General features: G+C 44.0%; 26 protein-coding genes. 7 read left to right on the top strand and 19 right to left on the bottom strand.

The genetic code is table 11. The features are described 5' to 3' along the window. Positions 1 to 33: 33 nt before the first annotated feature. The 4 genes from BGP76_RS16835 to BGP76_RS16820 form a co-directional block, all read right to left on the bottom strand. Entirely contained in the window at positions 34 to 351 is a 318-nt protein-coding gene (locus tag BGP76_RS16835; protein WP_119845529.1) for a DUF721 domain-containing protein, read from the bottom strand. Further along, a complete protein-coding gene (locus BGP76_RS16830) occupies positions 348 to 1,163 on the bottom strand; it encodes a zinc-dependent peptidase (protein WP_255416151.1) in 816 nt (271 codons plus the stop codon). Before BGP76_RS16830 ends, BGP76_RS16835 begins: the two co-directional genes overlap by 4 nt. Positions 1,164 to 1,283: 120 nt before the next feature. Beyond that, the gene (locus tag BGP76_RS16825; protein ID WP_119845528.1) at positions 1,284 to 2,828 is read right to left on the bottom strand and encodes a glycine--tRNA ligase; all 1,545 of its coding nucleotides are present in this window, start codon (positions 2,826 to 2,828) and stop codon (positions 1,284 to 1,286) included. A 220-nt stretch (positions 2,829 to 3,048) separates the two neighbouring features. Next, positions 3,049 to 3,852 (bottom strand): DUF1338 domain-containing protein, encoded by an 804-nt coding sequence (locus BGP76_RS16820; RefSeq protein WP_119845527.1) that lies wholly within the window; start codon positions 3,850 to 3,852, stop codon positions 3,049 to 3,051. A 135-nt stretch (positions 3,853 to 3,987) separates the two neighbouring features. Between BGP76_RS16820 and BGP76_RS16815 the strand changes: the two genes are divergently transcribed. Then, positions 3,988 to 4,464, top strand: a complete 477-nt coding sequence (locus BGP76_RS16815) for an Lrp/AsnC family transcriptional regulator (protein ID WP_119845526.1) — start codon at positions 3,988 to 3,990, stop codon at positions 4,462 to 4,464. A gap of 10 nt (positions 4,465 to 4,474) precedes the next feature. Here the strand turns inward: BGP76_RS16815 and BGP76_RS16810 are convergent, their stop codons facing one another. Both BGP76_RS16810 and BGP76_RS16805 read right to left on the bottom strand, forming a co-directional pair. Continuing rightward, entirely contained in the window at positions 4,475 to 6,490 is a 2,016-nt protein-coding gene (locus BGP76_RS16810; protein ID WP_158584314.1) for a TonB-dependent receptor, read from the bottom strand. A gap of 34 nt (positions 6,491 to 6,524) precedes the next feature. Continuing rightward, positions 6,525 to 7,859 (bottom strand): saccharopine dehydrogenase family protein, encoded by a 1,335-nt coding sequence (locus BGP76_RS16805; RefSeq protein ID WP_370453809.1) that lies wholly within the window; start codon positions 7,857 to 7,859, stop codon positions 6,525 to 6,527. A gap of 159 nt (positions 7,860 to 8,018) precedes the next feature. Between BGP76_RS16805 and ppk2 the strand changes: the two genes are divergently transcribed. Beyond that, entirely contained in the window at positions 8,019 to 8,726 is a 708-nt protein-coding gene (ppk2, locus tag BGP76_RS16800) for a polyphosphate kinase 2 (protein ID WP_119845524.1), read from the top strand. Between the two features lie 5 nt (positions 8,727 to 8,731). On the opposite strand, the gene BGP76_RS16795 is transcribed toward ppk2, so the two are convergent. The 6 genes from BGP76_RS16795 to BGP76_RS16770 form a co-directional block, all read right to left on the bottom strand. Next, on the bottom strand, positions 8,732 to 9,334 hold the full coding sequence (locus BGP76_RS16795) for a LysE family translocator (protein ID WP_119845523.1): 603 nt from the start codon (positions 9,332 to 9,334) through the stop codon (positions 8,732 to 8,734). After that, the gene (locus BGP76_RS16790; protein ID WP_119845522.1) at positions 9,331 to 10,452 is read right to left on the bottom strand and encodes a hypothetical protein; all 1,122 of its coding nucleotides are present in this window, start codon (positions 10,450 to 10,452) and stop codon (positions 9,331 to 9,333) included. The genes BGP76_RS16795 and BGP76_RS16790 overlap by 4 nt, the downstream gene beginning before the upstream one ends. Before the next feature lie 2 nt (positions 10,453 to 10,454). After that, positions 10,455 to 10,967: a hypothetical protein gene (locus BGP76_RS16785; RefSeq protein ID WP_073120749.1), complete on the bottom strand. Its 513-nt coding sequence runs from the start codon at positions 10,965 to 10,967 to the stop codon at positions 10,455 to 10,457. Between the two features lie 98 nt (positions 10,968 to 11,065). Further along, a complete protein-coding gene (locus BGP76_RS16780; RefSeq protein WP_073120750.1) occupies positions 11,066 to 11,542 on the bottom strand; it encodes a regulatory protein RecX in 477 nt (158 codons plus the stop codon). 72 nt (positions 11,543 to 11,614) lie between these two features. Beyond that, positions 11,615 to 11,983: a hypothetical protein gene (locus BGP76_RS16775; protein WP_147407498.1), complete on the bottom strand. Its 369-nt coding sequence runs from the start codon at positions 11,981 to 11,983 to the stop codon at positions 11,615 to 11,617. 106 nt (positions 11,984 to 12,089) lie between these two features. Then, positions 12,090 to 12,632, bottom strand: coding sequence for an NADPH-dependent FMN reductase (locus BGP76_RS16770; RefSeq protein ID WP_119845520.1), 543 nt, complete (start codon positions 12,630 to 12,632; stop codon positions 12,090 to 12,092). Between the two features lie 164 nt (positions 12,633 to 12,796). Here BGP76_RS16770 and BGP76_RS16765 point away from each other — a divergent pair, with 164 nt between their 5' ends. Further along, positions 12,797 to 13,159, top strand: a complete 363-nt coding sequence (locus BGP76_RS16765; RefSeq protein ID WP_073120756.1) for a hypothetical protein — start codon at positions 12,797 to 12,799, stop codon at positions 13,157 to 13,159. Positions 13,160 to 13,161: 2 nt separating this feature from the next. Here the strand turns inward: BGP76_RS16765 and BGP76_RS16760 are convergent, their stop codons facing one another. From BGP76_RS16760 to nadC, 6 genes are all read right to left on the bottom strand, one after another. Further along, entirely contained in the window at positions 13,162 to 13,911 is a 750-nt protein-coding gene (locus BGP76_RS16760) for a DUF5995 family protein (protein WP_119845519.1), read from the bottom strand. A 210-nt stretch (positions 13,912 to 14,121) separates the two neighbouring features. Next, positions 14,122 to 15,204 carry a serine hydrolase gene (locus tag BGP76_RS16755; protein WP_119845518.1) on the bottom strand — a complete coding sequence of 361 codons (1,083 nt, stop codon included), beginning with the start codon at positions 15,202 to 15,204 and terminating at the stop codon, positions 14,122 to 14,124. 42 nt (positions 15,205 to 15,246) lie between these two features. Then, entirely contained in the window at positions 15,247 to 15,882 is a 636-nt protein-coding gene (gene def, locus BGP76_RS16750; RefSeq protein WP_119845583.1) for a peptide deformylase, read from the bottom strand. Between the two features lie 65 nt (positions 15,883 to 15,947). After that, complete coding sequence (locus BGP76_RS16745; protein WP_158584313.1) at positions 15,948 to 17,138, bottom strand: DUF418 domain-containing protein; 1,191 nt, start codon at positions 17,136 to 17,138, stop codon at positions 15,948 to 15,950. A 193-nt stretch (positions 17,139 to 17,331) separates the two neighbouring features. Next, positions 17,332 to 17,808, bottom strand: a complete 477-nt coding sequence (locus tag BGP76_RS16740; RefSeq protein WP_073120764.1) for a YcxB family protein — start codon at positions 17,806 to 17,808, stop codon at positions 17,332 to 17,334. Next, positions 17,808 to 18,674 carry a carboxylating nicotinate-nucleotide diphosphorylase gene (gene nadC, locus BGP76_RS16735; protein ID WP_119845516.1) on the bottom strand — a complete coding sequence of 289 codons (867 nt, stop codon included), beginning with the start codon at positions 18,672 to 18,674 and terminating at the stop codon, positions 17,808 to 17,810. The genes BGP76_RS16740 and nadC overlap by 1 nt, the downstream gene beginning before the upstream one ends. Positions 18,675 to 18,768: 94 nt before the next feature. Here nadC and ade point away from each other — a divergent pair, with 94 nt between their 5' ends. The 4 genes from ade to BGP76_RS16715 all read left to right on the top strand — a co-directional run bounded on the left by ade (position 18,769) and on the right by BGP76_RS16715 (position 23,277). Next, positions 18,769 to 20,394, top strand: coding sequence for an adenine deaminase (ade, locus tag BGP76_RS16730; RefSeq protein ID WP_073120766.1), 1,626 nt, complete (start codon positions 18,769 to 18,771; stop codon positions 20,392 to 20,394). A 2-nt stretch (positions 20,395 to 20,396) separates the two neighbouring features. Beyond that, on the top strand, positions 20,397 to 20,612 hold the full coding sequence (locus tag BGP76_RS16725; protein WP_119845515.1) for a hypothetical protein: 216 nt from the start codon (positions 20,397 to 20,399) through the stop codon (positions 20,610 to 20,612). A gap of 47 nt (positions 20,613 to 20,659) precedes the next feature. Further along, a complete protein-coding gene (locus tag BGP76_RS16720) occupies positions 20,660 to 22,612 on the top strand; it encodes a tetratricopeptide repeat protein (protein WP_119845514.1) in 1,953 nt (650 codons plus the stop codon). Between the two features lie 62 nt (positions 22,613 to 22,674). After that, on the top strand, positions 22,675 to 23,277 hold the full coding sequence (locus tag BGP76_RS16715; RefSeq protein WP_119845513.1) for a trimeric intracellular cation channel family protein: 603 nt from the start codon (positions 22,675 to 22,677) through the stop codon (positions 23,275 to 23,277). A gap of 400 nt (positions 23,278 to 23,677) precedes the next feature. Here the strand turns inward: BGP76_RS16715 and BGP76_RS16710 are convergent, their stop codons facing one another. Continuing rightward, positions 23,678 to 24,319, bottom strand: coding sequence for a phage tail protein (locus tag BGP76_RS16710; protein WP_119845512.1), 642 nt, complete (start codon positions 24,317 to 24,319; stop codon positions 23,678 to 23,680). Between the last annotated feature and the right edge of the window lie 6 nt (positions 24,320 to 24,325).

Here is a 24,325-nt window from a genome sequence, read left to right as displayed (position 1 = left end):
TATCCAGCAGCCTTTTGATTTACTTAGCAGTGCTTACACAAATAAAACCTGATTGACCACTCGTTTACCAAACTCGGCATTGACCATATCCATAACTTTTTGTTTGGAATTGTTGAGTTCGTGCTTGAGAGGGGCAGAAGATAGGGTGATGATCAAAACATCTTTTCGTATCTCGAGGTTCGTGGTACGATTGGCGATTGCTGTCCCCATGATTTTGTTCCATTTAGTAATCAAACTGGCCTGATCAAACCGCCTATCGATATTATAGGATTTCAGCATGGCATCCATGAGATCCTTCATCGTGACGGTCTCTCTTCTTCTTTCTCCTGCTGGGTGCGGTTTTTTCTTCATGGGCGTGATGGATCTTGCCTCAAAAGTAGAGCTAAGTTTTGATACAGCGTTGGCTTCTCTTTTTTAAATATCTCAGGTCGCTCAAAAAAGTTCTCTACCGCCACTGCAAAGAACTCCTCCCGGTTGGTTGCTGCATATTCTCTAAAGATACTAGGCTCGTTGGACTGTATTCTGTCGATTTCAAAATCTGCTAAAATCTCCCACTCTGATAGCACCTTTTCATCTAAAAAACCATATTCTTGGTTGGTGATGCGGTTTTCGATACGCAGGGCATGCGCCATTTCATGCAATCCCAAATTACGTCCATCTGCTTCATCGATAAAACCCTCCACAAAATGCTCCCAAGAAAGCACAATCGCCTTGACTCTAGGGTTCACCTCTCCACGGTGATACTTCTGATTGATGGTCGAATAGTAATTCGTCGGGTAGACGAGTATCCGTTTGAAAAAGGAGAGCGACACCCTTCGAAATCCAAACGTCAGCTGCACTGCGCATGCGGCTATCAATACTTTCATCTCCTCGGTCACTTCTTTGAGCTCTCTGGGGATGAATTCCTTTTGATGGATAAAAGCCTGCACTTTTTGTTCGAACCTCTTCTTTTCTTTTTCAGGAAGGTTTACATAGTATCGGGAGTGATTTTTCAGGATACGCTTGCGGGCTCTTCGGAGTGGCACTGGCACGAATGGTAGATAGATCCCTAAATTTATTTTGCCCGTCAGTACCAATAAGAAAATAAAAGCCATGGTGACCAAAAACATTCGAAAGGCATCTACTGACGAGGTAGACTCTACAGTTTGCTGGAGAAAAATCATAGCCTAAAGATACGTCTTTCTCTCACCCGCGCATACAAAAAAACGCTTCACTTCTCATCAAGGAGATGAAGAAGTGAAGCGCCAATAATTTTGCTTTTGCTATTCCTAAATCAGTGCTTCTTATAGCGATTTGAGCAATGGTTTCAAGTCTACAGCTGTTTCTATCTCAGAGACCACCTCTGCTACTGACACGCGCTTTTGCTCCATGCTATCACGCTCTCTGATCGTCACTGTGCCATCTTCTATCGTCTGGTGATCCACAGTGATACAGTATGGTGTACCGATAGCATCTTGTCTACGGTATCGTCTACCGATGGCGTCTTTACCATCATACTGCGCATTGACTGAGAATTTCAGTTCATCGAGAATTTCTCTTGCTTTCTCTGGCAGGCCATCCTTGTTGACGAGTGGTAAAACTGCCGCTTTGACAGGAGCGAGAGCCTTCGGCAATCTGAGTACCGTTCTGCTACTGCCATCTTCGAGGGTTTCTTCTGTATAGGCAGTCGCTAGTATCGCCAAGAACATTCTGTCCAAACCGATAGACGTCTCTACGACATAAGGCACGTAAGACTTCTCCGTTTCGCTATCGAAGAACTGTAGCTTTTTGCCACTAAACTCTTCGTGAGCTTTGAGATCGAAATCTGTTCTAGAGTGAATCCCTTCTAGTTCTTTGAACCCCATCGGGAAATTAAACTCAATATCACATGCCGCATTGGCGTAGTGCGCAAGGTTTAGGTGATCATGAAACTTGTAGTTTTGATCGCCCAACCCGAGTGACTTGTGCCAGTTCATGCGCTTTTCTTTCCAGTTTTCGTACCATTCCATCTCTGTGCCAGGCTTCACGAAAAACTGCATCTCCATCTGCTCAAACTCACGCATACGAAAGATGAACTGACGTGCGATGATCTCGTTTCTAAACGCCTTCCCTGTCTGAGCTATACCAAATGGCAGCTTCATGCGACCAGTCTTCTGTACGTTGAGATAGTTGACGAATATACCCTGAGCTGTCTCAGGTCTGAGGTAGATCTTGCTCGCTCCATCAGCTAGAGAACCCAGCTCGGTCGAGAACATGAGGTTGAACTGACGTACTTCGGTCCAGTTCTTTGATCCACTCACAGGGTCAGCGATTCCCAGCTCCTCGATCAATAATTTGAGATCAGCGAAATCCTCTTCTTCTATATCTTTCTTGAACCGAGCATTGATCGTATCGATCTTCTCTTGGTTCTGCAGTACGCGTGGGTTGGTTTCTTTGAACTGTGCCTCGTCAAACGAGTCGCCAAATTTCTTGGCAGCCTTGTCTACTTCTTTCTGGATTTTGGCTTCTATCTTGGCGATAAAATCTTCGATCAACACATCCGCACGGTATCGCTTGTTGGAGTCTTTGTTATCAATCATCGGATCGTTGAATGCATCGACGTGACCCGAAGCTTTCCAGGTGGTCGGGTGCATGAAAATCGACGCGTCGATTCCGACGATATTCTCATTCATCTGAACCATGGCTTTCCACCAGTACTGTCGGATGTTTTGCTTGAGCTCTACGCCATACTGCCCATAATCATAGGTCGCGCTGAGACCATCGTATATTTCACTCGAAGGGAAAACATATCCATACTCTTTGGCATGGGATACTATTTTCTTTAGATCGTTATCGTCATTCTTTGCCATAGCCGCAAAGATATATGAATAGACAAATGAGCGATATGATTTGTTTGATTTTTCGAGCTGTAGCTAGAATTAGAATAGGCTCATCAATGAAATAAAATGCCCTTGCCAGTATTTGGGGTACTGGCAAGGCTTGTAATGAAAAAGTCAATTCAGGTCTAAACCTGTCATCATTTTTGGGTTGTTGTTAGTTGCTTTTTTCAGCCGGGCATTTATTGATGCATTACCTCACATCAGTACTTTCAAATATTTTGTCTGCAGATTTAGCAATGAAGCCCTGAAAGAGCTTGCCGTCAGCATCTGCATATCGTCTAGCAAACTCATAGTAGCAAGATGGGATTTCACGTTTCCCTTCCACAAAATCTACCTCCATCTTGTCTGCTAAGATGCTAGACTGCTCTAGGAGTTCTGCGGGAGTTCCTTTGATCTCTCCTCCCGATATATTGAATTCAAACCCCTGAGACTTTAGAAACTCATCCATCTCCTCTAGGCTTTTAATACCCTTCAATTCATTGACCAGAATGGTAAAATGATTGGCACAGAAGCCAAACACATACATCCAAGCAGCGTACTCTGACTCTGCGAGCAGTGACTGATACGTCTCAAATGAAACATTTTGCCACGGCCGTGACGGGAAAGCTACCACTTCTTCTTCCTCCAGTGGTTCCACGATCTCACTGACCACATGGTTCAGTTCAGGAGAAAACTCTTCTAGTAACAACTCGCTGATAAATATCTTAGGCGCATCTGCATCAGGGTGCTCATAGTGCTGAGCAACCAACTTTTTGGCCTCAAAATGATAAGTACCACGAGCTTTGTACCCTGCTTCTAAAAAAGGTTTTTCCAGTACAGAAATCCCAGTTTTAGGATGGTTGAAAGTTCTAAAAGCGATGTGGTCGTTGACTATGTGCTCACCACGGTCTGCAAGCAGATCGTGGATAGCCTCAGCGGATGGCGTTTTCGACACATAGTCAGACCAGCATCTTGCTATAACTTCTTGGTAGGTGTTTTGGCTCTTACTTTTCATTGACTCAAAAAGAATCATATTCATTTATATTAAAAACAAAACAGGTCGTATCATTTTAAATAAGCCTAAAAATAAAAATATTGACTTTTTAAATAATATTTTTGAGTCAAAACATAAATTAAAGCATTGATACATATGGATAAAAGTCAAATTAACGATATGGACAGAGCCATCATGAAACGGCTAGGAATCAATGCCCGCGTACCCTTTTCGACATTGGCCAAGGAGCTCGGTATATCCAACACCATGGTACACCAGCGCGTCAACAAACTGAGACAACTCGGCGTGCTCGAAAATGCCACCTTCCGGTTCAACGCCAAGGCTCTCGGCTACTCGACAGAAGCTATCACCCGTATCGATGTGGCTAATGCCAAATACATTCCAAAAATCGTAGCTGAGTTAGAAAAAATCCCAGAGATCATCGAGTGCTCAAACATATCAGGTAAGTATGCGCTGATGATCAAAGTCATCGCCGTGGACAACAATCATCTACGAGACGTACTCTATGGGAAGATTCATGACCTAGAAGGGGTAATTGGAACTGACACTAATATATCGTTCGAGACCGCTTTTCAAAAAAACATCGAACTCATGCCGAGCACAGCACAATAAACGTCTCGAATCAGAACCGGTAAGCCGCTTTTACTCCGCTGTAGTAATTGATCGGCAATCCAGGATAGTAATAACGCTGGGAGCTAGCATTAATCAAGAGCATGGAGGCATAGCGTGTATCGCTCAAATTGTTACCTCCTAGGTACACACTGAGATCCAACTGCCCAAAGGCACGTTGATAACCAACCTTAGCATTCAGTAGATAATAAGCATCCGTTTGCAAGGAAGCATCATCAAGAATCGTCCTGCTGCCTACTGCTTGTAGGTTGACATGACCAAAAAAGCCCTTCGTCATTTGCGCACGAAGCGTATAGTCGAGTGTATAGTTAGGCACACCAGTCATTCGGTTACCCGAGTAATCCTCCTCTCCGTCCACGAAATCCGCAAAATGATAACCCATCAGTGCATAAGACAGACGTTGATCGACCCGAACCATAGGAGACTGCCATATCTCATGGTCTATAAGAATCTCTAAACCATAGTGTCGGGCGCTCCCTGCATTGACTCCTATCGTCACCTGATTCTCCTCACGGTTCACTATCAAATCTTCCGTGTACATGGCATACCCTACGATTTCAGCATAGAGTTTCCTCTTGATCACATCTCCTTTGAGTCCAAATTCATAGTTCCATCCAGACTCTGGTTTCAAGTCTTTATTAACCTGTCCCCCTGGGTAAAGAGTCTGTTCGAATGAGGGCAAAGAAAAACCATGAGACACCAAGGCATACGCCGAAAAATCATCAGAAAGCTTGTTCACGATACTCACCTTAGGAGAGAATACAGGTTCAAAACCATAGCCTCCGCTTTGATCTGCTGTACCTGTGTTGAACTGGTCATGAAGATCATACTGCGACCAATTCATATTAGCCCCCAATGTCAATATCCACTGATCAGAGGGGTAATATTCCGTCGCGACGAACACATTACCATAATTTCTTTGTTGGTCTAGGTCTAAGGTTTTATCTCCATTTTGTCCTGCATCGTTAACAAATTCCCGATAACGATAGGATTCTAAGAACCCTTCAACACCCAATACCACCTGTAATTGTTCATCTGCTAGAAAGCTTCTTCTGACCTTGGCACGTATACCGGTGTTGAGCTGATCCGAAGTGAGATTACCCAAGAAGGAAGGGCGTACCTCACTAGCTTTGCTCCCGTTGACGAATAAGGTCACATGACTTTCCGTCCGCGACGAGTAATTCGTTTTGAGAGTTAGTCCCGCACGAAAACGTTCACTATCCTCTTTGCCTTCAGCATCTCCCCAACTACTGGCGGCTTGCTCAGGATTATCTTCATAATCATCCACGCCTAGCGAACTAGGAATAAAAGACTCCAAAAAAGTATAGTTAGCGTAGAGCGTAAACTCCGAATGCTCTTGCCATACAGACTGCCCCAACAAAGTAATCGACTGACGATCATAAGTATTGTTGTCTCTATAACCATCACTATGAACATCTTGATAGAGCAAATTCAAACTCCTTTTGTCATCTGCTACTTGACCGCTCACACGGTACTGCCTGAGCCCAAAAGAGCCAAACATCGCCTCCACAGAAGCCTTAGGGAATCCCTCAGGTTTCAGCGTTTGAAAACGTATCGCTCCTCCCAGCCCCGCACCATAGATTGTCGAAGTAGGCCCTCGAAAGACCTCTATCTGCTCCAACGTAGCAAAATCGACATCCTCGATAGTCGTTTCTCCTTCGCCCGTCGAGAGAGGTATTTCATCGAGGTAAGCCTTTATTTTGTCTGTCCCAAAAGGCGAACGAGCTCCGATCCCGCGAATGGTAATCCGGTTGGTACTCAACGTTCCAGACTGCATGTACACCCCAGGGATGGCATTTAGCACAGGCTGCAGTGTCAGCTCATCTCCAGCGTTGATTTGCTGAAAGTCGAGTGCTGAAACTGCCCCGCCAAAATCAACTATCTTCTCCTCAAACAACCCCGACACAATCGTCACTTCCTCCAACACGAACTCTGTAGAATCGCCCCCCTGCGCCCAGCTAGACATAGCAAAGAAACCGAGGGACATGAACGTTAATAATGCACTCCTATAGAACATAATATCAGTTTATCTCGACTTCTTTGAAGTTCACACCATGATTTTCTAGTTCGTCCAAGATCGGCTCGTAGATATATTTTTCAGTAGGGATTTGTACTCCTCTGACAGCTAAATCACCCGTCAATATCAACTTGGCAGCTACTGCCAGAGGTAATCCAACTGTTTTAGACATGGCCGTGTGTACCGCATCCTCTCCCTCTACAGCCATATAAGACTGGAGCTGCTTGTGAACACCATCTTCTTCATATTCAAACCTATGCCACATCACAATCATATCCTTTTCGTCTGGCGCTATGGTCCATTTTTTCTTGAGGATGTGTTCCAGTACTTGAGCTGGAGTTCCCTGATCTAGGCCTACCAACTCATCATCGAACATCCCAAGCCAGTTGAGTTTAAACATCTCCTCAGAATCTCGGTCTATGTTGAGATAATGCGCCAATTTCAGTTCTACAGAGTCTGTCGGGTTATAGGATAGAAAAGAATTGATAAACTGCCTATGCGTCATTTCAGACACATTTTGCATCTGGAAAGTATCATCCGTAGCACCCAGCTGAACAAAAACATCCCATGCCTTGCAAAACCCCACTCGACGTAGCGTGCCACGGTATAGCGTTTTGATTCCATGCAGCTTATACGCATCGAGATATTTCAGCGAATCTCGGTTGGCATAGCCCTCAAAGTAGCCGTGTTCGGGAATGTAAATCACCTCCGTCCGACGAAACAATCTTTGGTAGGGAATGTACTTGTAGCGACCTTCTTGTAAGAACTTTACATACCCCTGACCTGCGAGTACGACGTTTCGAGGATTCCAAGTGAACTTATATTGCCATGGGTTGCCATCCTGACTAGGTGCCAATAATCCTCCCGTAAAGGTTTCAAAAGCCTTGAGTGTCGATCCAGCTGTGCGAATTCTATCGAGGACTTTCATAGCGGACATGTGATCTATTCCGGGATCCAACCCCAGCTCCATGATTAACCCTACACCATTATTCTCAAAAGTTTCTGCTAGTGCTTTGATCTCATCGCTAACATAGGATGCCGTGAGCATATTGATACCTGCCTCAGCACATACCTCCGCCACAGAAAAATGAAAAGCAGCAGGCAGCATTGAGATCACCAAATCAAAATCACGAATAATCTGCTTGTGCGCAGCATCATGGATATCAAAAACCAAAGCACGCCCACATGGGTGAGCAGAAACTCTCTCCTCCGCCATGGTCTGATCTAAATCTCCGACAGTGACATGCCAACTGTTGGATTCAGCGTGATCTAGCAAAAAATCAATAAGCACAGAGGACGAACGTCCTGCGCCAAGTACGAGTATTTTCTTATTCATCATAGGTTGTAAAGGGTAATCGTTGTTTAATAAGGGGTTAATGTCTGGCAATTTATACATTTACCAATCAGACGATCAAGTCAGATTTACATTTTGTTTGCGAGCCTATTGACTAATGATAATTTTATATATCTTAATTTTCCAACCCCAAAACCACGATATATGGAGCTAACCAAATTGAGTAAAAAGAAATATAATGCCCTACTAGAACACTATCAGGTCGAATTGCTCAAGCTGCAAAAGTATATCGTCAAAGAAGGTCTCAAAGTCGTCGTGATCTTCGAAGGTCGTGATGCCGCAGGTAAAGGGGGCGCGATCAAGCGATTCATAGAGCACATGAACCCACGGGAATTTAAAGTAATCGCACTACCCAAGCCTACAGCTAAAGAAAAAGGACAGTGGTACTTTCAGCGCTACATCAAAAACCTACCTTCAACTGGAGAAATCATATTTTTTGACCGCAGCTGGTATAACCGAGCCGTGGTAGAACCTGCCATGGATTTCTGTACACCTGAGCAGTACCATCTGTTTATGGATCAGGTCAATGGGTTCGAAAAGATGATTTCAGATTCTGGGGTTAAACTAATCAAATTCTGGTTAGACATCACTCGAGAAGAACAGCAGAGCCGTTTCGAGGGTAGAATCAATGACCCGCTGAAGACGTGGAAACTAAGTCCCGTAGACAAAAAAGCGCAGAGCATGTGGGATGTCTTCTCCGAGTATATCGATCTCATGCTACAACAAACTAGCACCAAACAAAGCCCTTGGCTAAAAATAGATGCCAACCATAAAAAAATGGCTCGTCTACAGATGATAGAAGAGGTTCTAGAGATGTTTGACTATGAAGGCAAAACGCTAGAAATAGACTAAACGACCTATTGAATGAAAGTCCATAGCCCCATGAAAACAAAAATAATTCCTGGTAGACGATAGAGTACGAATACATTGTCCTGAATCGAACTGAAACGAGAGCCCAAATAAATCACAGAGACCAGGAGCAAAAAAGTCCCAGTAGAGACTCCTCCTACATAGAGCAAATAATTGTCCGCTGACAAGCGTACCCAGTTCATCGACTGTAAGTAGGCTGTCACTGCTAACCAAAACGGTATTGCTAAAGGATTCGCCAGTGCTACCAACATTCCTTTCAAAAAACCAGCACGTTTCTCCCCTATCTCCTTACGCTCTACCTGCTTCACTTTCTTTACTAAATTCAGGACTCCCAAAAGGATGAGGACTCCTCCAGAAATCCATTTAAACCAAGAAGCCACTTCGACATGTTCCGTCAAATAAATCTGAAAACGCACTGCCACACCTGCATAGACAAACTCAACCAGCGCAGCAGCTATAGCAAAAGTCAATGCCCCTGCCTTCTTGTTCTGCATGGCCAATTGCATCACCGAGAGATTGATAGACCCAGGAGGTATAGACCCTCCAAAACTGCATACCATCGCAATCAAAAAAACACCGATCCCAGTCATGTCTTCTTTTCTTTCTCTCTGTTGTATTTTCTTATCTTAGCGATTTCTGCCAACCCTTTTCTAAATGACATATGGGGGTAACCTCGTCTACGGTTGATACGAGATATATCCGCCAATGCCCCTAGATGATGAATAATATCCTTGTAGGCTTGGATCAGTGAAAAACCCGGATGATAGATGTGTGCTGGCTCAGCTCCTGCTCCATTCAGTTCCAAAATCTTGAAGTGCTCCCCTTGGTACAAATCCTCGATAGAGCGACACCTCAGGTCGTAGCGCCCAAAATAAAACCCATCGATCTGCTGACTTACCTGATCAAACACTCGAATCAACTTATCATTGATTAGATAATTGGCATTAATAAAGGTCGTTCCTAAGCAGTGGTTGCCTATCGAGACTAGCTCTACCCGCACACCTCTCTCAGGAATTTCTTTCATGCGACGCGGCTCTTTGATTTGCAAACGAGAGATATGCATCTGTGCCCGCGGATCCTCTTCCATCAGTTGCGCCACTGTACGTGTACCGTCCCCGACTACTGAAAGCATTTCTTTCATGACGACAGAACTAACTGTACCATTCGATCGGTCTGGATACCTATAGTAGAACACCCCTAGCTCAACGGAATAAGAAACATACTCCTGCACTAAAAAATCCACATGTATCTCCTGCAGATACTCTACCAACTGCGCTTCACTTTTGACTAGTTCGACCATCCATCCACGCTCCCCTATATCGGGTTTGAGAATCACAGGATAGTCCAATCCAGCATCCTTCAGCAGCTCTTTCACCTCCTCTAGTCGGGACTCAGCATTCAGGCGATAGGTTTTGGGAATATAAACATCTGGTATAAGGTCAAATATTTTCATTTTGGATTCCCCCAACATCCCTCCAAACTCTATCGTCGGATTGGAAGAGGTGAAAAAGAAAAATGACCGAGATCGAATGGACAGGTACATCCAATAAAAAAATACGGGAAAGTAAAACACCGAAAATGGCCAAAACTCCCACCTAAACACCTTTACCCAGACTACAGACGAACTTAGTCTACCGTACCATGATCCTTTTTTAGGAACAGAATGAGATTTCCCCACATCCTCCCCTGTCTCCAATATAGCGTCCATATCTAGACTTTTCGCAGTTGAGTCTGTCTATACCTGATGGTAGAACTCGCTATCCCAAATGCCTCAGATAACTCTAGGTTTGGCTTGACATCCTTTAGTCCCACCCTGATCAGTGCCATGTGATGCACCGCATGTTCGATATTATAAATCAGCTCTCGGTCAAGATTGGTCTGAATTTCTACTAACTCACCTTCCTGACCCAATGACTGCTTCAGCCTCAAGGGTATATTCTCTTGTCCCTCTGTCATACGATCTCTCAATGCATGGACGCATGAAATCGCTTCTACTGGACTATTCTCTAAAACTAAATCCCTCTGTCTCTGATCGTAATTGACACATCCCTGCTCCACCCCGTCCATCAAGCAAACGAAAAACTCCAAAGTATGTCGTATATGCTGGCCAATCGTAGCGCCATTCAGTAATGGTACAGGCTGACTATACTCCTGCCGATCCAAAACACTAAGAAGCTCTGTCAATTGTTCGAAAATATTATCGATAGACGGTCTTATACTCATAGATTTTGTTTTAGTCTTTTCTTCAAGGTTGCTTAAGAAAGGGGTCAATTCGATTGTTCTACTGCGAACAGCCGTTCCCTACGAATAGTTCAATCCACCTAAACTACTACGTCTTTGACAAACTCCCAAACCAACTCTGGTTCATAGCCCTTGTAGATCATTTGCCTAGAAATCTTCTCTCTCTTTTTGAACAAGTTAGTTTCAGATTCGGTAGTAGATTTTTTCTCGATCAGTGCTACCAAAGTCGCCGTATAGTCTGCAGGCGGTATTTCTGCCATCGCCCGTTTCAGGCAGTATGACGATATATCATGCTGCTGCAGTCCCAATTTGATCCGGTTTCGTCCCCATTTTTTGACTCTAAACTTCCCCCCAGCAAAGGCCTTAGCAAATCGCTCTTCGTTGATAAAACCGTCCATGATCAAATCTGCCAATACATCCTCTACCTCGTTCTTGTACAGTCCATACTCAAAGAGCTTATTGCGTACTTCCTTCTGCGACCGTTCTTGGTAGGCACAGTAATTAGCAGCCTTTAATTTGGCCTCTTTTTTCGTGAGTGATAGTTTTTTCTTTTCCAATTAATCGAAGAACATATGATCGTGAAAACAAAGCTAATACGCTTTATACTTCCCAAGAAATGACAACAGGTTTCATCTGACCAAAATATCTGCTGTTGATTTCACAATGTACGATTTCAGTCCAAACATCTCCAACATGACACGCGCCGCTCCTCGGATCAATATACTACTGGATATCACTGTGACATCAGAAATCCTACCTTTATACAACTTCATACTTTTGTACCACTCGGTACGGGCCGACGGTTCAAATCCTGTCATCTCACTACAGTCCCAAATAAATCGATACCTATTGTTAGAACTTTCCAGCTCCTCACTCCAAGCTCTAGATCCCGCAGTACTCTCTTGTTTGGTAAACTTACCTTTGAACCGAAAATACAACACATGTATCCCATGTTCGGGACTTGAAAAAATATCGAGGGAGTTGGATTGAAATTGCATGATTCAGGTTGGGTTTAGATACGCGCTCGTTAGGGGAACTATGAAATTTACAAAAAAACGTATTGAAATCAAACCAACTAAATCCCGAAACCTACATCACGGACTATCAATCACCTGCCAACGCGCTATCAAACAATTCCAGCTGTTTCACAAACTCTTTTCTCAACTCCTCATCCAAAATCCCATTCTCATCGCTAAAGTTCTCGCTAAAGGATGGAAGTGAAAAATGAGCGACTACTTCGCCTCCTCTAAATGGAAACCCTTTCACTGCTATCTCTAGAACACTACTCCCTCCACGCTTACCGTTGGAAGTCGCCATCAAGAACATAGGTTTGTCCAGCCATATTTTAGCTTCTATTCTAGATGCCCAGTCAAATATATTCTTGAATGCCGCACTAAAATTTCCATTATGCTCCGCAAATGATATCATCACTGCGTCTGATTCTCTAAGAGTATTTTTAAATGCTTTGGCTTCCGAGGGGATTCCCTTTTCACGTTCGCGATCCTCGCTAAATATCGGCATTTCAAAATCATTCAAATCCAAAAGAGTCACCTCTGATTCAGCTACTTGATCGGATGCCCACCGAACCAATCGACGGTTGATAGACTGGCTGCTATTGCTTCCTGCGAAGGCTAATATTTTCTTCATAAATCAATCATTGATACAATCACAATATACAAAGACACTCTCGGTTTTCCTTCTTTACCAAGTTAATCTACTCCCTCATTCACTGCTTTGATTTTCAAGAAATTATAACTAACATTAGGTAGACCATCCAGCCTATAATTTCAATCGATTTTTGAAATACAACTATGGACTACAGTGATCGCATCAAAATCATTCTACATAAAGGCAAAGAAATTTACTACTTTGACTTCTCAGAATTGCGCGCTGACGAACATCCTTGGCTGATGGAAATTGGCTTTAACCAAGCCTTGAAAACTAATCCGAAAAAAATTCGATACATCTCTAACGTAGCAAAAACCCGATTGAACCTGGAGAGTAAAGAAAAAGCAAGTGAGATTTTCGACATACTCAAAGAAAAAGGAATAGAATACAAAGGAGCCGTGATTGGTATCACTGGCATCCAACGTCTGATTGTATCAGCCATCGACAGAGACACTTATTTCACCAACAGCCTCGAAAAAGCCAAAGACTGGCTTGTGGAACACTAAAGTTATTTCCAAAGACTCATTAGTCGTTGCGTTTTCTTAGCAACATTGCCCAATTCGAACATACGCATCACTGCAAATACCACCGTCATAATGACCCCTGGATACTTGACCAATTTTGTTTTTTGGGCGACTACTTCATTTCGTTGCTTGATCAAAGACTCCTTGTCTGCGAGGGTAGCTTGCGCCAACTCTTTGGCGAATACCCAAGTCTCTCCCCGTGCCTTTTCAAAATTATAATGAACAAAATAATTATCAAGAACCCCCAATATTTTCAAAACGAACTTGGTAGTTGGCCACCTATCGGTCATATCCTCCTCCACACGTTCAGCAGTGATTTTGAACATATCAAAGACCTTGTCAAAATCACCTTTGAGCCTATCGATCCGTTCACCTCCTACTTGAGCCACTGCTACAGCTAAATCCAAACTCACATGCACATGGATGCCCGTCATAACCTGCTGGAGCACCATAGAAAACATACTATCCAAATAACCAAATGAACTCTGCCATGCGCCAGTAGTTTTGGTGTCCTTCATGAATGTGCTGCGCTCATCAAAAAAGCGATCCGACATAGTTAGATAAATATCTTCTACGACGTGAGATTGCTCAAAGACATTGTGCCTGACTCCTACCATAATCTTAGTTGAGGCGGCATAATAAGCGGCTGAAAAATAACCCATTGGATCAAAATCCAACATGGAATCTTCTGTGATCCGATCTAATCTTTCGACCACATTTTCAATTGTTTGCATCTAATTCCTTTTGTGTGAGTATAATGAATTGATTACGAATCGATTGCTAGCCTAATGTTAGGTAATATGTAGTATAGGCGCAACACCGTGAAACCCTTTTTATCCACAAATCAAATATGACAACAAATACACAGTCTACAAATCCCTAAAAATGGGGATATGTAAAACCTCTAATTCCAACGCTCACAACACAGGGTCGTTGATGACAGTTCACGGTTCCAGCATCGGAATGATGGCATTGCGCATCAGTACAAATGGGAGCTTATCCTTCTCTGAGTTATAAGCTCCTCCTGTAAAAACCGCTACCATATCCAGCGACGGCAACACCATGATGTACTGTCCGCCATTACCAGTAGCAGTCGTCATCGGGTACAGAATCCCATCTTTCTCCAAAGGAATCTGCCACCATAGATAGCCATAATCTATACCGCTCAGTGTCGTTTGTTTGCTAGTAGATGCCGTGATCCAATCTGCCGACACCAGACTATCTCCCTGCCAAACCCCATGATCCAAAACCAGCTGACCCAGCTTTGCCATATCTCGAGGCAGCATATATAGGCGCTTAGCTGCACTGGGTATGTCTTCTCTATCAGTCGTATGCTTCCATGACACATCCGTGATCCCCAACGGTTCGAACAAGAAATGGGAAGCAAAATCTGCTATAGACAATCCCGACGACTCTTCTATAACTCGCGCGACGAGCACCGTCCCCATGGTGCAATACATCGCCGTATCTCCTGAAGCATAAATCTGAGGCAAATCAAGCGTCTGCTGCATCCAATTTTTTCGTTTATAGACTTTATCTTCCTGACCTTTGGATTTACTATCCCAGTCGTTACAGTCTAGCCCGCTACTCATCGTTAGTAGGTCTTTTATGGTTATTTTCCGTTTCTGGGGACTGTCATTTTTATTGATCTGATGGCCGGGCAGGTAGTTCATAAAGGGTTCATCGATGCTACGAACATATCCCTTGTCCACCGCGATCCCCATCAGTAATGACAGGACACTCTTGGTCGTCGAACGTAAATCATGAATAGTCTCCGCGTCATATCCACCGAAGTAATCTTCAAGCACCAGTTTGCCATGCTGTACCACGACCAAACTGTGAATATCATGATCGATACGATGCATCTGCTCCATGAGCTGATTCAACACCACAGTATCTGCACCATTTGTGCGTAAATCTTCGGTTTCCCAAAAGGCATCAGCAATTGGTCTCTGGTAGCCATATTGAGCGCATACAGTTGAGCTGCTCGAAATGGCAAAGGCAAGTATTAAGAGGCATGGTTTCATAAAGCCATAATGTCATCGATGCTAAACAAGTTGCATGAGGTGCTATTTTGCTTGCTCCACTTCCTCTGTCAAATGATCTAGGTATAAGATTCCCTGTAGATGGTCGATTTCATGCTGAAATATCACTGCAGTAAATCCCTCGACTTTTTCTCGATAGTGCTTTTGATCCAACTTGTCATAAGTCACCTCTATCGCATAGGAGCGCGTTTTGGTCGTATCCATTCTATCTGGAATGGACAAACAGCCTTCTCTACAGTCCTGCTTGAGACCAGAATAATAGATGATTTCAGGGTTCAAGTATGCCTCAAAGGGAAAATCCTCCTTGTCCAACCGCTGTACCCAGATAATGTTTTTGAGAATCCCAACCTGCGGTGCAGCAATCCCTACCCCCATAGACAGGCTATCACGCATGGTCGCAAACATCCGATCTACCAACCGCACCAGTACCGTATCTGATGCGTCAACGGTGACAGGCTCACTCTGACTTCTGAGCAGCAAAGAGTCACTTCTATCTGTAATCTTAAATATTCGCATCGGTTGCCGCCCATCACCAGACAGTATCAACGCCTCTTGTTGATCGCTAAACTGAGAACTATGATAAGTCGTCGCTTGTTTCACGCCAGCACAACTACCAAGCAGCAAAAGAATTACGAAAGAGAGGTAAATGGATTTTTTCATGACCAAGAGATTTCTTGGGCAATCTTAGGAAGATTCAGCCGCAAAACCATGCATCCATAGATTTGCTAACGATCATTTTTCCGGATAGGAATACTAAAATCTCTATAAGTCAGTGCACGCCAAAACCACTCCATAGGGCCATAGCGGTAATACCTGAGCCACTGCTGGCTAAACCAGAGTTGAACCAGAAACAATCCTGCCCCAACACCCAAACTCCACGTCGCTCCCAAATCGTCCCACCAGCCTAGTCCAAAACCATAAAATATCAGTACGCCAACGACAGCCTGCAACATATAGTTAGTCAAACTCATCCGCCCATAAGATGCCATATAGGTAAACACTTTTATGTACTTGCTCAAATAGACGTAGCTCAAAATAAACCCGCAACAAATCGCTACAGTATAGAGCAGATTGAGATACGACTGTACGACAGTTGTTACCAAAATAGCCTGTGCCTCCGTCCATTGAAAACTCGTGATGGCCTCCTGATATAGTTTGGACAGTAGCATCATTATCAGACAGAAATACCCTATGAAAGCAATCTGATGCCTCTTGGCTTTCAGATTCTCAAGATAACGCTCACGGGCGATCACCAAACCGACTAAGAACAATGCCATGAGTTGAAAAAAGCGTCCTGTATGATAAGTCCATGTCCAGACCACTACCCGTGCTTCGTAAAGATTGAAGCGTATTACATCCCAAAAGCTACCTGTAGTATAAAGAGACTCTCCTCGCTCGAAATATCCATCGCCATAATAAGGTGTGTACACGTAGCTCGGATCATAAAATGACTCAACCAGTAACACCAACAATGGCACTTGCAATACACATACACCTGCCAAAATCAATAAAGTACGAGACTTGACAGTGTACAAGGCTATTAGCGGGGTTCCCATCAGGGCATAGATATGCAAAATATCTCCCCTATAGACCAATGAATGCAATAGACCTATCCCGAACAAAACGGCCAGTCGCCATAAAAACGTCCTTCGAAAATCTACCCCTTTGATCTCCTGACTATGAATCTGGATAAAAAAACTGTACCCAAATAACAGCGCGAAGATAGAGTAAGCCTTGCCTCCCACTAGGAAAATAACAGTATCGAAAACATCGTCATCTGCCCCTAGCACAAAAGGGCTACATGGGTCCGTAGGCTGAAATATCTCAAAATGCTCAACGCAGTGGATCAAAATGATTCCGAGCAAAGCAAAGCCTCTGAGAGCATCGATGATCAATATTCGGTTTTTTTTGGCCATTGGCTCACTAATTCTACTTTTACTAAAAATAAAACTAGCCAAAACCATCTGAGAAGAGACATCCCTACTATCAATAGGGATATATCCCGTGGCAGTTTGATACACCTATCAATCTGCCACTTCCTCTAAAAAGTAAAACGGCTGTTTCAAATACTATTGAAACAGCCGTTTTACTTGATGGTATACTTAGATACTACTCCTTAATCAAGCTCTTGCGCTTCATGATCGTCTCTATGAATTTGATTTCATTCTGAGAATTAAAAATGCGATAAGGCAAGTGTATCATCTGTGCTTTGCTCATCACAAGAAGGAAATGATCCTTCGTCACTACTGCTTTTTTGATACTCTCCCATTTGAGAGGCATACCTTGTTTGCTATTGAGTTTAATCAAAATCTGCTGACTGGTAATTTCGTAACTGAGTTTTTCGAACATGAACTTACCCTGCTCTAACTGAGAAATCCCTGCGAACTGAATCAACCAAAACAGCCCATAAAGCACCAATGCTATCGATGCACCAATGATCCACCACATATTAGGGATCCATAGATACCCGCCACAGATGGCTAGATAAATGAGCGCAACCCACCACTGCTCTTTGATCAAATTACCAAAGGCTAACTTGATAAAAGTGCCATTAGCCAATTGGTATTTTTTTGTCTTTACTATCATTATTTCTTTTTTACTGCCTTCAAACTTATATCCAAACTGTCATACGAATGCGTCAATGCGCCTACAGAAATGTAGTCTACGCCCGTTTCAGCTATTTCTTTAATGTTTTTTTCGGTAATCCCACCAGACGCCTCGATCTGACACTGTCCCGCGATAATCTCCACTGCCTCAACCATCATAGACGGCAACATATTATCTAACATGATAACATCTACACCGCCTACTTCTAATGCCTCACGCACCTCATTAATGTTGCGCGTTTCTACTTCTATGCGCAAGTCCTTATTATTAGCTCTCAGATACGCTTTAGTAGCTGTCACTGCTTTGGTGATCCCACCGGCATAATCGTTGTGATTGTCCTTGAGCATCACCATATCGTAGAGTCCAAACCTATGATTCTCCGCTCCACCGATCTTGACCGCCCATTTCTCGCAGAGGCGAAAATTAGGTGCCGTCTTGCGTGTATCGAGTAGTTTGGTATCCGTATGCTTGATCATATCCGTCAGCTTGCGTGTGTAAGTAGCGATACCACTCATGCGCTGCATACAGTTGAGTACAAGACGCTCCGTGGACAATATCGATCGTGCACTACCACGGACGATGAGTCCTACATCCCCCTCTACTACCTGATCGCCATCCTGCTTGAGCAGTTGAACATCTAGCCTATCATCGAACCGATGAAAAATCTGTTCGGCCAGTGCTAAACCTGCAATAACGCCATCCCCCTTGATCAGCAACTGCGCCTCTTGCTCTAGCTCGGCGGGAATCGCCGACAAGGTACTATGATCACCGTCGCCTATGTCCTCTTTGAGAGACGAATCAATAAATTGATCGATGGCAGATTTTGTCAGATAATTGATTTTCACGCCGCAAAAATATACAAGCCGTTTATTTTACCTACCAGCTGTATGAATATTTTGCCACTCTTAGTACTTTGCCTACTCTGACAACACGATCATCATGACTATCATATCAGGACAACTCATAGACATAGCCCGAAAAGAAATTTATCCCGCTCGCATAGAAATCAATAACGGCATCATCAAAAAAATAGAAAAAACAGATCTGGCTACCGACCAGTACATCTTACCAGGATTCGTCGATGCGCATGTTCATGTGGAGAGCTCGATGCTCGTCCCCTCGGAGTTTGCGCGCATGGCGGTGGTACATGGCACAGTCGGTACGATCTCTGACCCCCATGAGATTGGCAATGTGCTGGGTGTGAAAGGAGTCGAGTACATGATCGCCAATGGCAATACGGTCAATTTCAAGTTTTATTTTGGCGCTCCCTCCTGCGTGCCTGCTACGCCATTCGAGACAGCGGGTGCAGAGATCAACACCGCGGATGTAGAATACCTCCTGCGCAAAAAAGAAATCGTCTACCTCGCTGAGATGATGAACTGGCCAGGCGTACTCTATCATGACAAAACCGTTTATGAAAAACTCGCCATTGCCAAAAAACTAGGTAAACCTGTAGATGGACATGCTCCCGGACTGAAAGGCGAACAAGCCCAGCAGTATGCTGGCGCAGGTATCTCCACCGATCACGAATGCTTCACTGCCGAAGAGGCGCTCGACAAACTAAACAGCGGCATGAAAATCATGATCCGAGAAGGTAGCGCAGCGAAAAACTTCGAAGCATTGATACCATTGCTAGACGAACACTACGCCAGCATGATGTTTTGTTCGGATGACAAACATCCAGACAACCTCGAGGAAGGTCACATCAACCTGCTCGTCAAACGTGCGCTAGCCAAAGGAATCGACCTATTCAAAATCCTACAAGCAGCATGCATCAATCCCGTCCAACACTATGGCATGAAAGTAGGCCTTCTACAAAAAGGAGACCCTGCAGATTTCATTATCATTGATAATCCCGAAGATTTCAACATCCAAGAGACCTGGATCGATGGACAATTAATGGCCAAACAAGGCAAAACCAAAATCAAATCTATCCCCATCGAAGTGATCAATAATTTTGATTGTGAACCGAAAACACCAGAAGATTTCAAAGTCACCATCACTGGTAGCAAGGTGCAAGTCATGGAAGCACTAGATGGACAGCTCATCACCAATCTCCTACAGTTCGACAGCCAGCTGATCGACAATCCTCGACAAACCAATACCGACGAAGACATACTTAAGGTTGCCGTCATCAACCGTTATCAAAACACAGCTCCATCCATTGGTTATATCAAAAATATCGGGCTACAGTCAGGGGCCATTGCCTCCTCGGTAGGTCACGACTCTCACAACATCATCGCAGTAGGCGTAGATGACGAGTCCCTCTGTCGTGCCGTCAACCTGATCATCGCTGCACAAGGGGGCGTATCTGCAGTCAAAGGCAAAAAAGAAATGCTACTAGAACTACCAGTGGCTGGAATCATGTCGGATCGTGAGGGCTATCGTGTGTCCAAAATGTACTCTACGATAGATGCCTTTGCTAAGTCGCTCGGTTCACCGCTCAACTCACCCTTCATGACCCTGTCATTCATGGCGCTACTCGTAATCCCTAAAGCCAAGATGAGCGACATGGGATTCTTTGATGGAGAGAAATTTGAATTTTTGGAAGTGTTTACCAACTAGGAATGGAACGTGATATATACCCACTCGACTATCTAGGACTATACATTCGTTGGAAGTCAGTACTGGTCTTTCCCAAAGATGTCAATGCTCAAATAGACATGTTCTCTACCTATCATGCAAAACACAAAGATGAAGGGCTCAATTTTATTGTGGGACTTATTGCTATTCATATCCTCGCTGGTTTTGCAATAGTGATCGTTGGGCTAATCAAACAATGAATTCCTGAAGATTGATTTATTCCCAGCCTATGCGTTAATTTAACCTCATGAATACTCCTAAGCTTATGAAGCCCTACTTACTCTTTGGGGTTTTGACCACCCTTTTTTCTTTCAATATTCACAGCCAAAGCACCGATGACTCCCTGCTCTACGAGCGATATGCTGCTAAGGCCAAACAATACTACTATACACATCCAGATAGCAATCTAATCTACTCTGACTCGCTCATTAGCATGGGGCAGCAGCATGGCTACCCAAAGGCTAGTGCCTATGGCCTAAAAATGAAAGGAGTATACTATCACTTTGCCACCAACAAAGATTCGGCACTTTATTACTATACCCAGTCCATGGCAGCCTATCTCATAATAAGAGACTCCCTCAGTGCTGCCAAAAGCCAACTCAATGCTGCCATGATTTTCACAAACACGGGGCGGTTCGACTCTGCACTCAGCTACAGTCTAGGTGCTCTTCGTACCTTCGAACATCAACGGGACAGCAACATGGTGGGACGTGCCATAGGGGAGGTCGCCAAAGTACACTCCCTCAACGGGGATCACGAAAAAGCACTACCATACTTTATGCGAACACTCGAACTCGCGCTGCAGTCGCAGGATGTAGAGAGCTTGGCCAATGCATACAATTTTTTGACTACTGTCTACACCTATTTGGAAAAATACGACAGCAGCCTCTACTATGGTCATAAAACCATCCCCCTCTTTATGGAGATAAAAAACAAACCTGGGCTCGGGGCGACCTATGTCACCATCGCCAATGTCTTCAAGAAAAGGAACAACTACGATTCGGCCAATTACTATTACAACAAAGCCATCGCTATCACCGAAGAAACCCAATACACCAAAGGTCTGGGAGAAATCTACTACAACCAAGGCACTATGGAAGCGCAACGCAACCAACTGAGAAAGGCACAAAACCTCTTCGAACAAGCATTACCCTACAGCTTAGATGCAGGACATCAAGACCTAGCACTACTGATCCAAAGAGATATCGCTAGTACTGCCGCAAAACTCGGGGACTACCCAAAAGCCTACAAATACCAGGTCATGTACCAAGCCTCCAACGACTCGGTTTTCAACCAACAAAAACAGCAGTCCTTGGTAGATGTGCAGACCAAATACGAAACCGAAAAGAAAGAACAGCAAATCGCACTACAGCAAGCACTACTTGATACCCAAGCTGCAGAACTAAAAATCAATCAGTTGATCTTTGCTGGGATGATCGGGATACTGATTCTGATTGTTGTCATCGGCCTACTACAACGCAAAAAAATTCTGCTCAAGCAAAGTAACGAGCTAGAGAGACAAAAAACGCTCGCCAAAGAATCTCAACTCGCTGCAGCGCTATCCTCTCAAGAGTCCGAGCGCAAACGTTTTGCACGAGACCTCCACGATGGCTTTGGACAGATGATCTCTTTGCTCAACCTGAACCTCGCTAGCTTAGAGAAGAACCAAGCCAACCGCGAAGAAGTGTACCAAGCCTCCAGTGCAGTCCTTGATGACATGTATCAGGAGTTAAAATCCATCTGTTTTAATCTGATGCCCGAGACCTTGATTCAACAAGGTGTTGCTGCAGCCACGCAAGAATTCGTCCTGCGCGTCAACCAGACTCAAAAAATCCACATCGAACTGGACACCTTCGGTATGGAGGGTCGTCTGACAGACCTCCAAGAGATATCACTCTACCGTATCATACAAGAGTGGATCAACAACCTACTCAAATACTCAGATGCGCAAAAAGCAACATTGAGTTTGACACGAGACGAAGAAGAGATCACCCTGCTCATCGAAGACAATGGAGCAGGGTTTGACCAAACCAAGCTAAGACAAGGGTCGGGCAATGGATGGAAAAACATCACCTCCCGTAGCAATCTCATCCATGGCGAAATAACACTAGATACGCAGCTCGGTGTACAGGGGACAACACTGATCATCAATGCTCCCTATATCGTTGAGTCAGAGAAGTTAAAGTCTGCTATAAAATAATCCACAACTCTAGTCGTAGATTAAAACAAAAACACCATATTCGCGCCCAATTTTTAACGTCCATGGAATTCATCTACATACTCAACCTAGCCGGAATCGTTGTATTCGCCATATCAGGAGCACTCACCGCCTCAGATTACAAAATGGATGCATTTGGCTCAGTAGTCATCGCTTTCATCACAGCACTGGGAGGAGGTACGATACGTGATCTTCTGCTTGATTATCACCCTATCGGCTGGGTAGCAGACCCTAACTACCTCTACGCCGTATTGGTGGCGGTCACACTCAGCTACCTTTTCAAAAGATGGATCGCCTCGCTACGTCGTACGATGTTTCTATTTGATACGATAGGAATTGGACTATTTGCAGTACTGGGAACTGAAAAAACATTAGGACTAGATATGCACATGATCATTGCCATTATGATGGGCGTCGTCTCTGCTGTCTTCGGTGGAGTACTCAGGGATGTATTGATCGGTCGTGTGCCTTTGATTTTTCGTAAAGAAATCTACGCGACTGCCTGTCTAGCTGGAGTTGTCTTATATGTAGTTTTGTTACAATTTAACATTCCTTCATACCTTACTCTCATCATCCCTATCCTCATGATTATGGTGATTCGTCTCCTCGCGGTGAAGTATGAGTGGAGTCTACCGGGGATTAAATAGTCGTTCCTTTAAAAACTCTAATCTGGGCAACATTTGTTAGTATTTGGCAAATGCTCTAAGATTTAGAGGAAGACATCAGATATTTGGTATTATTGCCTCCCAACAGCTAGGGACTTTTCATTGGTAGCTAGAAAATGACATTGATATAAATGGCAAGTTTGCATTTACCCCATCTTTAGGAACAAACACCCAAACATTACCTTACATCAAGCTAATGCTAAGGCAACATGGACACTATTGTAAGGCTAGCTTTTTAAAACGGTAGCTTGGCTAACCTACTTGGTTTTAAATCCCTCATTTGCCCCCCTCTCATCACTATTTAAACACCGTATGCGGACTCCAACTATAGGCTGGCAAAAACACGAGTTACCTCTGTAGAGGTAACTCGTGAGCTCAAATATCAACCTTCTTGGGGAAAAACACCGTCGTATTTGATGATAAACCTGACACATAACCAAGGTTGCATATTTGTGTGGGTTCTTTGTCCTCCAGTCATACCACACGTACTATCAGTACTCACCGCTATATCTCCATGCACGTCTGCCTCTATATCCAAGACCGCACTATTCATAGTAGATGTAGCGTCAGACACATCCGAGGTATATATATCATCCCCATTGAGATCCTTAGTCTTAGCAGGAAACGCATTGCTGGGATCTCCCGTGTCTCCAGCTTTGTTTGAACATTTGATAGTAACAGCCCCTACCACTGTCAAATTATTCTGTGTCGTAGAAGTACTACTTATTACGTGACTATGAGATGGGATCTGGGTTTGGTTTAAAGCAACATCTTCCACCCCACTACGACTACCCTGAACTCTCTGGCTAAGCCCCGGGCCAGTCCCTGCCCCTATCGGCACTCTACCTCTCAAATCAGGCAACGCAAAAGTACCTTCACTATAATTACCTCCAAAATCATTGCCTATCAAACTAAATAAAGCCTCATACTGCGTCACTGGCAAAATCTGTCCTTCACAGGCTAGCCATTCACGTGGAATTACTCTGCCAGCATACATTTTTATCTGTCCTATAAAATCACTCATCGTTAT

The organism is Reichenbachiella sp. MSK19-1 (assembly GCF_003590315.1).
In the GTDB taxonomy this organism is placed as follows: domain Bacteria; phylum Bacteroidota; class Bacteroidia; order Cytophagales; family Cyclobacteriaceae; genus Reichenbachiella; species Reichenbachiella agariperforans.
The sequence above is the reverse complement of the archived record's forward strand: the minus strand, read 5'-3'. Positions and strand labels throughout refer to the sequence as shown.

Excerpts from the sequence above, each read along its gene's own strand:
- BGP76_RS16770 (WP_119845520.1), bottom strand. The coding sequence starts at position 12,632 with ATGAAGAAAATATTAGCCTTCGCAGGAAGCAATAGCAGCCAGTCTATC.
- BGP76_RS16795 (WP_119845523.1), bottom strand. The coding sequence starts at position 9,334 with ATGACTGGGATCGGTGTTTTTTTGATTGCGATGGTATGCAGTTTTGGA.
- BGP76_RS16810 (WP_158584314.1), bottom strand. The coding sequence starts at position 6,490 with ATGTCCCTCGGTTTCTTTGCTATGTCTAGCTGGGCGCAGGGGGGCGAT.
- BGP76_RS16790 (WP_119845522.1), bottom strand. The coding sequence starts at position 10,452 with ATGGACGCTATATTGGAGACAGGGGAGGATGTGGGGAAATCTCATTCT.
- def (WP_119845583.1), bottom strand. The coding sequence starts at position 15,882 with ATGAAAAAATCCATTTACCTCTCTTTCGTAATTCTTTTGCTGCTTGGT.
- BGP76_RS16765 (WP_073120756.1), top strand. The coding sequence starts at position 12,797 with ATGGACTACAGTGATCGCATCAAAATCATTCTACATAAAGGCAAAGAA.
- BGP76_RS16745 (WP_158584313.1), bottom strand. The coding sequence starts at position 17,138 with ATGGCCAAAAAAAACCGAATATTGATCATCGATGCTCTCAGAGGCTTT.
- BGP76_RS16830 (WP_255416151.1), bottom strand. The coding sequence starts at position 1,163 with ATGATTTTTCTCCAGCAAACTGTAGAGTCTACCTCGTCAGTAGATGCC.
- BGP76_RS16825 (WP_119845528.1), bottom strand. The coding sequence starts at position 2,828 with ATGGCAAAGAATGACGATAACGATCTAAAGAAAATAGTATCCCATGCC.
- BGP76_RS16775 (WP_147407498.1), bottom strand. The coding sequence starts at position 11,983 with ATGCAATTTCAATCCAACTCCCTCGATATTTTTTCAAGTCCCGAACAT.
- BGP76_RS16740 (WP_073120764.1), bottom strand. The coding sequence starts at position 17,808 with ATGATAGTAAAGACAAAAAAATACCAATTGGCTAATGGCACTTTTATC.
- BGP76_RS16715 (WP_119845513.1), top strand. The coding sequence starts at position 22,675 with ATGGAATTCATCTACATACTCAACCTAGCCGGAATCGTTGTATTCGCC.
- BGP76_RS16815 (WP_119845526.1), top strand. The coding sequence starts at position 3,988 with ATGGATAAAAGTCAAATTAACGATATGGACAGAGCCATCATGAAACGG.
- BGP76_RS16725 (WP_119845515.1), top strand. The coding sequence starts at position 20,397 with ATGGAACGTGATATATACCCACTCGACTATCTAGGACTATACATTCGT.
- BGP76_RS16710 (WP_119845512.1), bottom strand. The coding sequence starts at position 24,319 with ATGAGTGATTTTATAGGACAGATAAAAATGTATGCTGGCAGAGTAATT.
- BGP76_RS16720 (WP_119845514.1), top strand. The coding sequence starts at position 20,660 with ATGAATACTCCTAAGCTTATGAAGCCCTACTTACTCTTTGGGGTTTTG.
- BGP76_RS16785 (WP_073120749.1), bottom strand. The coding sequence starts at position 10,967 with ATGAGTATAAGACCGTCTATCGATAATATTTTCGAACAATTGACAGAG.
- BGP76_RS16820 (WP_119845527.1), bottom strand. The coding sequence starts at position 3,852 with ATGAAAAGTAAGAGCCAAAACACCTACCAAGAAGTTATAGCAAGATGC.
- ppk2 (WP_119845524.1), top strand. The coding sequence starts at position 8,019 with ATGGAGCTAACCAAATTGAGTAAAAAGAAATATAATGCCCTACTAGAA.
- BGP76_RS16805 (WP_370453809.1), bottom strand. The coding sequence starts at position 7,859 with ATGATGAATAAGAAAATACTCGTACTTGGCGCAGGACGTTCGTCCTCT.
- BGP76_RS16835 (WP_119845529.1), bottom strand. The coding sequence starts at position 351 with ATGAAGAAAAAACCGCACCCAGCAGGAGAAAGAAGAAGAGAGACCGTC.
- ade (WP_073120766.1), top strand. The coding sequence starts at position 18,769 with ATGACTATCATATCAGGACAACTCATAGACATAGCCCGAAAAGAAATT.
- BGP76_RS16755 (WP_119845518.1), bottom strand. The coding sequence starts at position 15,204 with ATGAAACCATGCCTCTTAATACTTGCCTTTGCCATTTCGAGCAGCTCA.
- BGP76_RS16760 (WP_119845519.1), bottom strand. The coding sequence starts at position 13,911 with ATGCAAACAATTGAAAATGTGGTCGAAAGATTAGATCGGATCACAGAA.